Raw genomic sequence first — 12,966 nt, forward strand, 5'->3', positions numbered from 1 at the left:
GACCGAAATCAACGGTGCTACACTTTGGCCATGATTGGAAAAGTCAAACGACTGCGCCACCAAGGTAAGAGATTGTCGGATCGAGAGATCGGCGCGGCACCAGCTGTCGAAGGCGAAGTGAAGGTCTACGGGGTCGGCACAACGATCTGGGCCAGCGTCACCGACCCGAACCGCCAGGTCGGCGATCCACTACTGCCGATACTATATGAAGCGCGCCTGACGGCCATGCACGGCCCTGGGCTGCTGCTCAAAGGCGAGGAGCGACCGCAGGGCAATGCAGGCTCGGCCTACGTGCAGGAATGGTCCGTACGGATCAGCGACTGACCGTGGTTCACTAGGCGTAGCTTTCAGCGTAACTTTCTCAATACTCCGCTTTTCCCCATAGGAACACACCCCCATGCATCAACAGTCCTTTTTGTCCTATGTGAAAAGGCCGCCAAACTAATTGGCGGCCTTCTCTTCAAATAGAGCGGTTATCTGCAATACCGACCCAATTAATAATTGACGACTGATTTAAAATCAACCTTCGGTGACAATTTTTTTTGCTCTTTTAGTCGCAGGTTTTTTACTCGGCTTGATCTTTTCAATTTTAAAAGACTCAAGTGCAAGCTCCCACTTTCTTACATCTTCCGCTGCATCAAGATCCGCTTTTTCATTGAAAGTTGGAGCTGGAAGAAACCAAAGGCCGTGAGAACTTCGTGAAGTAAAGTTTGCAACTTGCTCTCTGAATGCTCCATACAACATCATGTAAGCAGTTGCACGAACCGCCCGAAATCTCTCAATTCCAGTATGTTCACCCTTAAAATACAAGAATGCCGATCCTTGCAAAGTAACTGAGTATGGAAGAACGACATCGTCCTGCATTGATTGTCGGACTGCAAAGCTGGCGGCCACTGTGAAATGCCTAGGGTCATCCAGCTCATTGTCTGGATAAAGCAACTGCGCTCCGAATTCAAAATTTACATTATTGAATTCGAAGTCAATTTGCGGAAAAGATTCTTCTGCTTTGCCTGCGGAAAATTCACGGTTTCTTTCGACTTCAAAGTGGGTGAATTCGAGACGCAAAAGATTGAAAACACTTGGCTTCATAATATAGCCTTAGCACATAGCAGCAGCGTAATGACCAAAGCTTTTCATGCTTGGATCATTTCCGGCATCGGTCACAAATTTTCTTCTATGCTGCTCCATATCAATAATGTGGCAGAACTTCCCGACGTTGATGCCAACACTACTGTTTTCTTCGAATTTACTGACGGTGATTTCAGTCTCGAATTTATATGTATGAGAAGAATCGTCGCAACCAATACAAACTTCAAGTGATTCTTCCAACGCATCAGCCAAGAGATACAGTGTGTCGATTTGAACGTTTTGATTTCCGCGGAGCAAACGCGACAAGCTCTGTTCAGAAATATTCATCCGCTCAGCCATATCTTTACTGAGCAAATTTTTCTTCTTCATCATTTTGCGAACTTGCTGGATCGGCTGAGCTCGGCGAACAGGGGCCCACAGAGCATTCCTTTCCGAAACTTCACTGGCAACGATCTCATTTTTTCGCGACATTTTTTTCCTCACAATATTCAATTTCCCCACGGGCTTGCAAAATTAATTTTATAGTTTTTTCACAATAATCGGAAACTTCAGAAGGAGTTTTGTTGTCCTTCTTATGATAAGCCATTAGCATAAAAACTGCTTTTTTATTGTTTGGTAGGCCGTCCTTTAAAGGAAAAAAATATAAGCGGTTCTTGTTGTCTGGTTTCAGCTCCCAAACTTTGTAAGTTGCGCCTGAGAACAAAAAAGAATGCGCTACCTTGCAAGATAAGCCAGCACTCTCCAATTCCTCTTGATAGTCTTCAGAGCAAATTGCATCATAGAGATCACTAAGGGCTCTCAAGATGGCACCCTTTTTCTTTAAGTCATCTAGATGCTTTGTAATACTTTTGTGAAAGTTGCTAACACTTTCACAATCTCTTACTACAACGACAACATCCCACCGTTGGGCCGCTGCTGATATCAGCTTTGTTCCCGGTGGAATAGCTTTTGCCACGGCAGTGTAAGCCTGCTCTTGTGTAAGTTTTTGAACTTTCATATTGAGTATGATCTTAACACATAGGTTAAACTGCTGCAAAAAAAAATAATTTTGAATTATCTTTAAAAATCAATAGCTTACATGATTTGTTGCTAGAAATTATTTGGCAAATTTCTGGAAGTCTTACTCAATTTCTAGGTGAAATTGGCGTCTAGCCTTGTAGCCATATCCTCTGCACTCTCATTGTAGTAGACCTGCAACTGACGCAAGTCTTTATGCCCGACCATGCGCGCCAGGTCGAGGACGTTCAGCTTTTTTGCGAGGCGGGTAATCGCCAAGTGCCGCGTGTCATGGAACGTGCCGTCTTCGATCAGTGCCCGCTTCTTCGCTTTACGGAATAGTGCGTCGAGTGATCCGGAGGTCATGCCGAACAGTGGCTCCTTGTCAGGCACCTCTGGCAACAAGCGCAGAAGCTGAGTCGCGCGACGCGACAGCGGAACACCTCGCTTCGTTCCGTTCTTGGTCTGCCGGAGCGTGGCGGTCCGGCCCACGATATCGCTGGCCACCAGGCCGCAAATCTCGCCAGCTCGCATTGCAGTCTCGATCGCGAACAGGAAAGCGACGGCTACGCGCTGATACCCAGTGGTGGCCAGCTCGGTCTCTGCCTGGTCGAAGCCGAGTGCAAAGCAGATCCGTTCGATCTCGTCGTCCGAATACACGCGATCGCGTGCAGGTGGATCGGCAGGGCGCCTCACGTCGGTCGTGGGGGACTTGGCCATCCACTTCCATTCTTTTGTGGCGGACGCAAATACGTGGGACAGTAGGTTGAGGTCGCGATTTACGGATGAGCCTTTGACCTTGTCGACGGTAAGGCGCTGGTCGCGCCAGCGGCCTAGAATGTCCGACGTGATCTCTGCCAGCTTCATGGCGCCGAGCGGTGTGCCGGCGATCTCGTAACGACCGATCGCACCCATGCGCAGGATCTCATGGCGTGTGCCGCGCTTGTGAGCTGAGACCTCTTTCTCATATCGTCGAAATGCATCATCAAGCGTGCGGCCCTTTTGTATTCCAGTCGTATCGCCCTCGCGAATTTCTGTCTCGCGTTTGCTCGCCCAGCTAACTGCCTCGGCCTTGGTGGAGAAGACCTTTGAGTCGCGTGTACCCTTGATGGCGATCTGAGCGCGCCATCCCTTGCTTAGCCTGGCTATGGATGCCATATGCGCCTACGTGGAGTGAATGCGTAATTGTGTGCGTAAATCGTGCGTAACTCAACACAATAAAAGGCGGTGCAAGGTGGGATTTAGTCGGTGTGAGCATCAAGGCGCGTAGGCCTTAAGTGCTTGAAATTACTAAGGAAACTGCATAAAGCGGGGTATTGCGCTGCGAGTAGGTGGTGCCTCCGGCCGGAATCGAACCGGCACGCCTTACGGCGCTTGATTTTGAGTCAAGTGCGTCTACCAATTCCGCCACAGAGGCCCAATCGCAGGCGGGCATCTTAGCACATCGATTGCTCAGCTGGCCAGTGCGCCGCGAAATTCGCTGTACGGGCTGCCTGATGGACACTCCAGCGGCGAACTTCACTCTGGCTAACACGTCATCCGATGCTGCAACAACCGCAAGCTCCCCATCGGCCCGACGATCTCCAGCACATGCTCGCGCACTGCGACATCGATCGCGCCTTCCTGCCCGCGCAGCCAGGGGCGTGGACGGAAGTAGCGGATGCTGGTGCTGTCGGCGGCCGTGCGGCGGTAGCCAAGCGCGCCAAGCGCTTCGTCGAGTCTGGCAATCATCTGGCAGTCATCGGCGCGGCTACGCATTTCAAAGCGGCCCGGGCCCAGCATGCAGATGGGGAGCAAGCCGCCGACCACGGCAGGCACGACGAGGAACGGCATCGGGGTGCCGGGATCGATCAGGTGCAGGGCCAGTACCAGTAGCGGCAACCCGGCCAGCAGCGTGAGCGCCCATGGCAGCGACTGGCGCCAGGTGTCGATGCGCTGCAGGAAGCCAGGGCGTTTCCTGATACGCTCGATTTCAGAAAATGTCACGCTGTTCATGCTGCTCTCCCTGGGGCCTGCATCAGTCCGTGTTCGCGCCGATCAAGAAAACTGGTGCAATATCCAGCCAACTATTATTTGAATCGTCATTGACTTGATCATTGTGACAAGCACTTAGTGGCTGACGTTTGACTGCGCGCAAACACGCATTCGTTGAAGCCAGCTTCTCATAAAGACAACACTTGCCGCGCACAGGTGGATTTCGGCCAGTCATTAGCCCAGAACGAACAAGCCGCACAGAAGTGCGGCTTGTCGGGGAAGTGCTCAGGGCTTCTGGCGGAATAACCGGAAGCGTTCGTCACGGTCCGATGCACGCCGGCCTTCCCACAGCGGCACTGCGTCGCGCACGTTCCAATTAGGCAGCAGGGTGGCGTCGCGGCGGTTGCGCAGGCTGTCCTGCAGCAGCACGTAGTCGCACTTGCCACCGGCCAGCGTGACGAATGGCAGGCGGCCGTAGAAGGCCAGCGAGGCGCGCTGGGCGGCGCCGACGTTGGTGGCGATGCAGTTGGCGTCCGCCGGCAGGCGGGCGGCGATTTGCTGGGCGACGCCGGCGTAGCTCTTGCCGTAGTTCAGGTCGGGCAGGAACAGTGTCATCAACAGCACCCACAGCAGGATCAGGCCGCCAGAGGACAGCACCACGGCGCGCCACAGCACCGCCGGCTGGCGCGACAGGCGCCAGTGCACCAGCATGATCCAGCCGACGCTGGCGCCGGCCGCAACGATGAAGGTGACCACGCCGATTTCGGGTGTGAAGCCCGGCACCAGCTTGAGCGCGTTCTTGGCCAGCTGTGCCGGCCAGCCGGTCAGTTTGGCAATCCAGAACAGCCAGATGATCGCGCTCAGCATCGTCAGCACCATCACCGAGAACCAGTCGATGGCGTTGATCGCGCCGCGCTTCATTGTCGGCAGGCCAAAAGCGGCCATCAGTGCCAGCGGTGGCAGCATTTTCAGGAAGTCGCTGTTTTCGGGCGCTGGGTCGGCCAGCAGTTGCAGCACCAGCGCCAGGAAGAAGAATACGGGCAGCACGATGTGCAGCATCTGCTGGCGACGCCAGGCCCAGACTGCCCACAGGGCGAATGGCCAGGCTGGCCAGAAGAACCAGATGCCGATCCGGAAGAAGGCTTTCAGTGCTGGCCAGCCGGGCAGGCCGATCTGGTGCGCGTTCCAATTGAGCCAGTCGGCGACCGGCGACAGGCCATAGGGTTGCAATACCGTAGCCGGCACGATCCAGATCAGCGTAATGCCGAAGCCCACACCGGCGGCAACGGCCAGGTCGCGCAGCGCGCGTGGTGTGGGCAGCTCGAGGTAGCGGGTGCAGGCAAACAGTGCCACGAGCAGCACCAGCGGTGGCAGGAAGCCTTGCGTGAGCGTCAGCGCGCCAAGGGCGATGCCCACCAGCACCGCGTTGCGCGTGCCGGCGAGTTCGACGTAGCGCACGGCGCGGTACAGGAAGAAGGCGAGCAGGGCGCCCTGGAGCGTCGCTGCGAGCGTCAGGTGGCTTTGCAGCAGCAGGCCCAGGCTGCCGAGGTAGATCAGGACGGCGGTATCGCCCAGCGTGCGGCCGTAGTCGTCCGGTTCGGGCTGGCCGCCGAAGGCCAGGCGCAGCGGCTGCGCTTCAGCGCGCCGGCCCAGGTGAAAGGCGGTGTACCAGAGCGACATCGTGCCCAGCACGAAGATGCCGACGGTCGAGACGCGCGCGGCCAGTACGTCGCCCAGCAGCCAGCCGAACAGCTTGATGCACACGGCGCCGAGCCAGAATGCGAGTGGCCCTTCGTCGACGCTGGCAAGGCCCGCGATGTTCGGATACAGCCAGTCGGCCAGCGTGCCATGCGCCATCGTCCACATGATGCCGAAGCTGGCGGCGTCTTCCTTCCACAGGTCGCGGCCGATCAGGCCTGGCAGGATGTAGAGCAGGCCCAGCGCAAGCAGGGCCCAGCGGGGCAGTGCCAGGGTGGCGGCGGCGGGAAGACGGACTGGTTTCATCGATAAGTCTGATGGCGGAAATGAGCGCGTAGTATAGCCGCGAAAAAAAAGAAGCCGGGTAAGCGGCTTCTTTTTTGAAGCCGGCAAAGCCGGCTGTCTGGCCAAAGCCGGTGAAGGCTTTGACGGTATTACGTCGGCAATTAGCCGTTGGCGACCGAAGTCTTCGAACCAACTGCGCCGAATTTCTGGCGGAACTTCTCGACGCGACCGGCGGTGTCGACGATCTTGTGCTTGCCGGTGAAGAACGGGTGCGATTCAGCCGACACCTCGATCTTGACCAGTGGGTATTCTTTGCCTTCGTGTTCGATCTTGTCGCGGGTGTTGATGGTCGAGCGCGTGATGAACTTGAAGTCGCACGACACGTCATGGAACACGACGTCGCGGTATTCTGGGTGAGTTTCGGTCTTCATGGTCTTGCTTTCTATAGAGTTGGTAGCCAAACAGCACTTCGTCGGTCGTCTCGCTTCTTGACCCGATTGCCGATCACTTGCCAGGGTTGGGCAGAACCGGCGATTATAAATAGGTTTTCTGCTTCCGGCAATGCCCAACAAAAAAGGCAGCCCGAAGGCTGCCTTTGCGCGTACTGCGTTGCGGTGGCTTAGCCGCCGCGGCGCATCATGTCGAAGAACTCCACGTTGTTCTTCGTTGCGCGCATCTTGTCGAGGATGAATTCCATCGCTTCGATTTCGTCCATCGAGTACAGCAGCTTGCGCAGGATCCAGATTTTCTGGAGCTGGTCCGGCTTGATCAGCAGTTCTTCGCGACGGGTGCCCGATTTGTTCAGGTTGATCGACGGGTAGACGCGCTTTTCGGCCAGACGGCGCTCGAGGTGCACTTCCATATTGCCGGTACCCTTGAATTCTTCAAAGATCACGTCATCCATGCGCGAGCCGGTTTCGATCAGCGCAGTCGCGATGATGGTCAGCGAGCCGCCTTCTTCGATATTGCGGGCCGCGCCGAAGAAACGCTTCGGACGCTGCAGCGCGTTGGCGTCGACACCACCGGTCAGGACCTTGCCCGAGGCAGGGATCACGGTGTTGTAGGCGCGCGCCAGACGGGTGATCGAGTCCAGCAGGATCACGACGTCCTTCTTCATTTCGACCAGGCGCTTGGCTTTTTCCAGCACCATCTCGGCAACCTGCACGTGGCGGGTTGCTGGTTCGTCGAAGGTCGAGGCGACGACTTCGCCGCGCACCGAACGCTGCATCTCGGTCACTTCTTCCGGACGTTCGTCGATCAGCAGAACGATCAGCGTGACGTCGGGGTGATTGGCCGTGATCGCATGCGCGATGTGCTGCAGCATGACCGATTTGCCGGACTTCGGCGACGCCACCAGCAGGCCGCGCTGGCCCTTGCCGATCGGCGAAATCAAATCGACGATGCGGCCGGTGATGTTTTCGGCGCCGTTCATGTCGCGCTCGAGACGCAGCGGCTCGTTCGGGTGCAGCGGCGTCAGGTTCTCGAACAGGATGCGGTGCTTCGAGGCTTCCGGTGATTCGCCATTGACCTTGTCGACCTTGACCAGCGCGAAATAGCGTTCGCCGTCTTTTGGCGTACGCACTTCGCCTTCGATCGAGTCACCCGTATGCAAATTGAAACGACGGATCTGCGACGGGGAGATATAAATGTCGTCGGTCGAGGCCATATAGCTCGCATCAGGCGAGCGCAGGAAACCGAAACCGTCCGGCAGCACTTCGAGAGCGCCGTCGCCGAAGATCTGCTCACCGCCTTTTGCGCGCTTTTTCAGGATTGCAAACATCAATTCCTGTTTGCGCAGGCGGGCTGCGTTGTCGATATCGAGGCCGATTGCCATTTCCAGCAGCGCGGAAACGTGCATCGCCTTCAGTTCAGATAAATGCATGTGTTTGGGTAACCCGTGACGGGTAAAAAAGGTAGGGGAGGGAACTGCGTGGGTTAATCAAGGCGGGAAGGTGGCGATGGGCCGTGGGCCCTCCCGGCCGGGAGGCGATGACGCGGGCGCGTCGTCGCCGCTTATTGTATCAGCTGAATCAGATGTTGCTGTCGATGAACGCGGTAAGTTGGCCTTTTGCCAGTGCGCCGACTTTCTGCGCAGCGACTTCGCCATTCTTGAACAGGATCAGGGTCGGGATGCCGCGGATGCCGAACTGGGCTGGGACAGCCTGGTTCGCGTCGACGTCCATCTTGGCGATCGTGATCTTGCCGCCGTATTCCTTGGCGACTTCTTCGAGGATCGGGGCAATCATCTTGCAAGGACCGCACCACTCGGCCCAGAAATCGACCAGCACCGGCAGCTCGGATTTGAGCACGTCGGATTCAAAGGATGCATCGCTGATGTGTTTGATGTTTTCGCTCATGGTTTCCTCGATAAGAGGTAGTAACTGTGATTAACGCCTTGAGACAGGACATGCGGAACGTCTCGACCGGCTACCGGGTATCTTCCTGTGTTGCTTAATATTGTTACTACACAATGGTGGAGGCACTGTGTGCGAATTTCAATATTGGAAGAACGGCTAGAGGGTGTCAGGCGGGGAATGAGCCGAATAATACCGCATTTTTTTGAAAAGTGTTTAGCCGGTTGTACAAAAATTCAACAGGCCAGCGCTGCGCGCAACTGGTTTTGTTCGAGCGGCTTGCGAAATGAACCGACGACTTGCAGCCCCAGTGCACGCGCCAGTTCGCCAGCCGCTTCGCGCACGCCGTCTTCAAGCGCCGAAATCAGGATCACCTTGCCCTGATACCCTTGCGCCGCAGCGGCTTGGAGGAATTCGATACCGTCCATTTCCGGCATCATCAGGTCGCAGATCAGGACATCGGGCATGGATTGGGCGAGGTGCTGCAGTGCGTTGCGCGCCTCGGTCTCGAGCACGACCGTATTCGGCCCGCATGCGGCCAGCATTTCCCGCATCATTTCCAGCAGCAGCGGATCGTCGTCGAGCACCAGCACATGCAAGGGCGCTTCCGGGGCTGGCGCGTTGGCGGCTGGCGATGGCATGGTCATACCCGACGGGGAAGGTGATGGCTGGTCCGCCAGATGGCCAGAGTGTGGCATGGTTTATTGTCTGTTCGAATAATTAATTGCTACACGCTGCCCGTGAAGCGCGTCAGGTGGCCCGGATGCCACATCGTGGCCACCGAGGCAATACGGCCGGCCGATGTCGTGCGCCGATGCAGCACCAGGCACGGCGCGCCGGGCGCGATGCCAAGATGCCTGGCCGTGTCACCCGATGCCGGCAGGGCCTCGATCGTATACGTCGCGCCCTGTAGCGGCGCGCTCACCATCAGGTGTTCATTGGGCGTGATGCTGGAAAAATCCTGTTCCAGGTAGGCCGGGGCACAGGTTGGATTCACCCAGCGGTCTTCAAACTGGATCGGCACGTCATTCTCGAAGTGGACGATCAGCGAGTGGTACAACGTGCTGCCCGCTTCGAGCGCGAATTCGGCCGCCAGTCCATCGTCCGCCACGCCGGCCGCCAGCACCAGCACGCGGCTGGTGTGCTGCTTGCCGCGTTCGCGGATCTCGTCGGCGATGTTGCGGATCTCCACCAGCGTGGCCTGGTACTTCTGCGGCGCGACATACGTGCCCGAGCCCTGGCGTCGCACCAGGACGTGCTCGGCGGTGAGTTCGCGCACGGCGCGGTTGACCGTCATGCGCGAGACGCCGAACAGGCGCACCAGTGCCTGTTCGGACGGCACCAGGTCGCCTTCCTTCCAGCGCCCGGTCGCGATTTCGCCGACCAGGTAATCCTTGATTTGCCGGAAAATGGGTGCTTTGTCCGGGGGGCTGTCTTGCAGGGGATCGTGTGTGGTCCTTGGGTCCAAGCGGTTCTCCGAAGTGACGGCCTGTCTGACCAGCCGAGATTCTAGCATTCGATTCGAAAGCAAGACCCGGCGTGCATAGCACCAGGCATAGGGCTACGATAGGCTTGCCGCCTGACCCATGGAGATGAACATGACCATTCCCACCGATGCCAATGCCGATGCCGGCGCCGACAGCGCCGATCTGCGCTGGGCCGCTGTGCAGCAGCGCGACCCGGCCTTCGACGGCCGCTTCGTGTACTCGGTGCGCACCACCGGCGTGTATTGCCGGCCGTCGTGTCCATCGCGCGCGGCGCGGCGCGCCAACGTGGCCTTTCATGCGGACCCAAATGCCGCCGAAGCGGCCGGCTTTCGGCCCTGCCTGCGCTGCGCGCCGCATTTGCCGCCGCTCGCCGAGCGCCAGCGCGAGGCCGTCGCGCGGGTCTGCCGCCTGATCGATGCCGCCGACGAAGCGCCGGATCTCGACAGCCTGGCGCAGGCCGCCGGCATGAGCCGCTTTCACTTTCACCGTGTGTTCAAGGCGCAGACGGGGATCACGCCAAAAGCGTATGCGGCCGCGCGGCGCGGCGAGCGCGTACGGCGCGGGCTGGCGCAGGGCGCGCCGGTGCTCGATGCGCTGTTCGATGCCGGCTACGGCTCGAGCACGCGCTTTTATGCGGGCGCGCAGGCGGTGCTGGGCATGGCGCCGGCGCACTACCGGGCCGGCGGGCGCGGCGAGACGATCCGCTTCGCCATCGGGCAGTGCTCGCTGGGCGCGATCCTGGTGGCGGCGACCGAGCGCGGGATCTGCGCGATCCTGATCGGCGACGCACCGGCGCCGCTGCTGGACGATCTGCAGGCGCGCTTTCCGCAGGCCGCGCTGGAAGGCGCCGACGCTGCGTTCGGGCAGACCGTGGCGCAGGTCATCGCGCTGGTCGAAGCGCCGCGCATCGGTTTCGAACTGCCACTGGACGTGCGCGGCACCGCATTCCAGCAACGTGTGTGGCAGGCGCTGCGCAGCATCCCCGCCGGCCGCACGGTCAGCTACGCCGAGCTGGCTGTCATCGTCGGTGTGGCCGGCGGCGCGCGCGCCGTGGCCGGGGCCTGCGCCGCCAATCCGGTGGCGGTCGCGATTCCCTGCCACCGCGTGGTGCGCACGGGCGGGGCACTGTCGGGTTATCGCTGGGGGATCGAGCGCAAGCGCACGCTGCTCGAACGGGAACAGGAGCAGGTAGCATCCAACCCGGATTGAACGGGCGCCGGTGCTATGCCGGGCATGCAAATTTCGATACACTCTGCCGAGCTGCGCCCACGAGGCGCGGGATCCCAACCGACGGAGAAAACCACGCATGCGCGCCCGCTTGACCCCCCTTTGTTCCCTGATCGTCCTGGCCATTGCCGGCAGCCTGCCAGCCCACGCCGCGACCCTGATCGACAACGCCAACGGCTATACCCTCAATACCAAGGGTGACCTGGTGCAATTCACCGCGCTCGCGTTTGACGATGCCGGTCGCATCATCGCCGTGGGCGCCAGCGCGGATGTCGCGGCCAAGGCCCCGCAAGCCAAACGCATCGACATGGGTGGCCGCACGCTGCTGCCTGGCCTGATCGACGCCCACGGCCACGTGTTCGGCCTGGGCCAGCAACTGACGCAGCTCGACCTGTTCAACAGCACCTCGCTGGCCGGCGCGCTCAAGTCGATCGGCGAGTACGCAGGTGCCAATCCGGGACACGCATGGCTGCGCGGGCGCGGCTGGAACCAGGAAAACTGGAAGCTGGGGCGCTTCCCCACCGCGGCCGAACTCGACGCCGTCGTCAGCGACCGGCCGGTGTGGCTCGAACGCGTCGACGGCCACGCCGGCTGGGCCAATAGCCGCGCGCTGGCGCTGGCCGGCATCACGAAGGCCACGCCGGATCCGGTCGGCGGCAAGATCGTGCGCGACGCAAATGGCGAAGCGACCGGCGTCCTGGTCGATACGGCGCAAGACTTGCTGACCAAGGTGCTGCCGCCGCAGACCGAAGCCGAATCGCGCACGATCCTCGACCGCGCCCTGAGCGAACTGGCGCGCGTGGGTCTCACCAGCGTGCACGACGCGGGCGTGGACGTGACCCAGGACCGCCTGTACCGCGCCTACGCCGATGCGGGCAAGCTGACGACGCGCGTGTACGGCATGATCGGCGGCGCCGGTGCGGATTTCGATGTGCTGGCCAAGAACGGCCCGCTGAACGACTATGGCAACGGCATGTACGCACTGCGGGCCGTGAAGCTGTATTCGGACGGCGCGCTGGGTAGCCGCGGCGCAGCGCTGATCAAGCCATACAGCGATGACGCGCATTCGCACGGCCTGCTGTTCTTCAAGAGCGGGCAGATGGATACCATGATGACGAAGGCGATGCGCCGCGGTTACCAGGTCAACGTGCATGCGATCGGCGACGCCGGTAACAAGCAGATCCTCGACATCTACCAGAAAGAGGTGTCGGCAACCAAGAGCAGTGCGCAGCGTCACCGCATCGAACACGCGCAAGTCGTGCAGCCGGGCGACATCCCGCGCTTCAAATCGATCGGCATCATCCCGTCGATGCAGCCAACCCACGCGACGTCCGACAAGAACATGGCCGAGACCCGCGTCGGCCCCGAGCGCATCAAGGGCGCGTATGCCTGGCGCACCTTCCTGCACCAGGGTTCGCGCATCGCCTGCGGTTCGGACTTCCCGGTCGAAGCGCCGAACCCGTTCTTCGGCCTGCACGCCGCCGTCACGCGCCAGGATGCGCAGGGCCAACCGGTGGCTGGCTGGTACCCGAACCAGGCGATGTCGCTGAAAGAGGCATTCCGCTGCTTCACGCTCGACGCCGCCTACGCCGGGCACCGCGAAGACAGCCTCGGCTCGCTCGAAGCCGGCAAGCTGGCCGACTTCATCGTGATCGACCAGGACTTGTTCAAGATGCCGACATACGACATCCACAAGACCGGCGTGCTCGAAACCTGGGTGGCAGGCAAACAGGTCTTCAAAAAGTGAATTGATAGGGTTGTATAGACAACCTGAATAAGGTACCGTGGACGCATTCTGCGTTCACGCGGGGACGGTTGGCGCCAACCCATTCGTAGGGTGGACGGATTCTCCGTCC

Annotated in this window: 14 protein-coding genes and 1 tRNA gene; 3 read left to right on the forward strand and 12 right to left on the reverse strand. The window is 59.5% G+C overall.

The genetic code is table 11. From position 1 onward, the window contains the following. The first annotated feature begins 72 nt into the window (after positions 1 to 72). A complete protein-coding gene (locus IFU00_01480) occupies positions 73 to 324 on the forward strand; it encodes a hypothetical protein (protein ID MBD8540949.1) in 252 nt (83 codons plus the stop codon). A gap of 195 nt (positions 325 to 519) precedes the next feature. Here the strand turns inward: IFU00_01480 and IFU00_01485 are convergent, their stop codons facing one another. From IFU00_01485 to hutC, 12 genes are all read right to left on the reverse strand, one after another. Further along, positions 520 to 1,089: a hypothetical protein gene (locus IFU00_01485; GenBank protein ID MBD8540950.1), complete on the reverse strand. Its 570-nt coding sequence runs from the start codon at positions 1,087 to 1,089 to the stop codon at positions 520 to 522. Positions 1,090 to 1,098: 9 nt separating this feature from the next. Continuing rightward, a complete protein-coding gene (locus IFU00_01490) occupies positions 1,099 to 1,560 on the reverse strand; it encodes a helix-turn-helix transcriptional regulator (GenBank protein ID MBD8540951.1) in 462 nt (153 codons plus the stop codon). Further along, complete coding sequence (locus IFU00_01495; protein MBD8540952.1) at positions 1,544 to 2,086, reverse strand: hypothetical protein; 543 nt, start codon at positions 2,084 to 2,086, stop codon at positions 1,544 to 1,546. Before IFU00_01495 ends, IFU00_01490 begins: the two co-directional genes overlap by 17 nt. Positions 2,087 to 2,220: 134 nt before the next feature. Further along, positions 2,221 to 3,243, reverse strand: a complete 1,023-nt coding sequence (locus IFU00_01500; protein ID MBD8540953.1) for a site-specific integrase — start codon at positions 3,241 to 3,243, stop codon at positions 2,221 to 2,223. A 174-nt stretch (positions 3,244 to 3,417) separates the two neighbouring features. Continuing rightward, a tRNA-Leu gene (locus IFU00_01505) sits at positions 3,418 to 3,502 on the reverse strand. 110 nt (positions 3,503 to 3,612) lie between these two features. Further along, positions 3,613 to 4,080 carry a hypothetical protein gene (locus IFU00_01510; protein MBD8540954.1) on the reverse strand — a complete coding sequence of 156 codons (468 nt, stop codon included), beginning with the start codon at positions 4,078 to 4,080 and terminating at the stop codon, positions 3,613 to 3,615. Between the two features lie 264 nt (positions 4,081 to 4,344). Next, positions 4,345 to 6,063 (reverse strand): glycosyltransferase, encoded by a 1,719-nt coding sequence (locus IFU00_01515; GenBank protein ID MBD8540955.1) that lies wholly within the window; start codon positions 6,061 to 6,063, stop codon positions 4,345 to 4,347. Positions 6,064 to 6,203: 140 nt separating this feature from the next. Continuing rightward, positions 6,204 to 6,473: a type B 50S ribosomal protein L31 gene (locus IFU00_01520; GenBank protein MBD8540956.1), complete on the reverse strand. Its 270-nt coding sequence runs from the start codon at positions 6,471 to 6,473 to the stop codon at positions 6,204 to 6,206. Between the two features lie 188 nt (positions 6,474 to 6,661). Beyond that, complete coding sequence (gene rho, locus IFU00_01525; GenBank protein ID MBD8540957.1) at positions 6,662 to 7,924, reverse strand: transcription termination factor Rho; 1,263 nt, start codon at positions 7,922 to 7,924, stop codon at positions 6,662 to 6,664. Between the two features lie 148 nt (positions 7,925 to 8,072). Continuing rightward, positions 8,073 to 8,399: a thioredoxin TrxA gene (gene trxA, locus IFU00_01530; protein MBD8540958.1), complete on the reverse strand. Its 327-nt coding sequence runs from the start codon at positions 8,397 to 8,399 to the stop codon at positions 8,073 to 8,075. Between the two features lie 233 nt (positions 8,400 to 8,632). After that, positions 8,633 to 9,037 (reverse strand): response regulator, encoded by a 405-nt coding sequence (locus tag IFU00_01535; GenBank protein ID MBD8540959.1) that lies wholly within the window; start codon positions 9,035 to 9,037, stop codon positions 8,633 to 8,635. A gap of 86 nt (positions 9,038 to 9,123) precedes the next feature. Then, positions 9,124 to 9,912, reverse strand: a complete 789-nt coding sequence (gene hutC / locus IFU00_01540) for a histidine utilization repressor (protein MBD8540960.1) — start codon at positions 9,910 to 9,912, stop codon at positions 9,124 to 9,126. 76 nt (positions 9,913 to 9,988) lie between these two features. On the opposite strand from hutC, the gene ada reads away from it, so the two are divergent. Both ada and IFU00_01550 read left to right on the forward strand, forming a co-directional pair. Then, the gene (gene ada / locus IFU00_01545; protein MBD8540961.1) at positions 9,989 to 11,092 is read left to right on the forward strand and encodes a bifunctional DNA-binding transcriptional regulator/O6-methylguanine-DNA methyltransferase Ada; all 1,104 of its coding nucleotides are present in this window, start codon (positions 9,989 to 9,991) and stop codon (positions 11,090 to 11,092) included. A 97-nt stretch (positions 11,093 to 11,189) separates the two neighbouring features. Continuing rightward, positions 11,190 to 12,857 carry an amidohydrolase gene (locus IFU00_01550; protein ID MBD8540962.1) on the forward strand — a complete coding sequence of 556 codons (1,668 nt, stop codon included), beginning with the start codon at positions 11,190 to 11,192 and terminating at the stop codon, positions 12,855 to 12,857. Positions 12,858 to 12,966: the final 109 nt, after the last annotated feature.

Source organism: Oxalobacteraceae sp. CFBP 8761, assembly GCA_014841595.1.
In the GTDB taxonomy this organism is placed as follows: Bacteria; Pseudomonadota; Gammaproteobacteria; order Burkholderiales; family Burkholderiaceae_D; genus Telluria.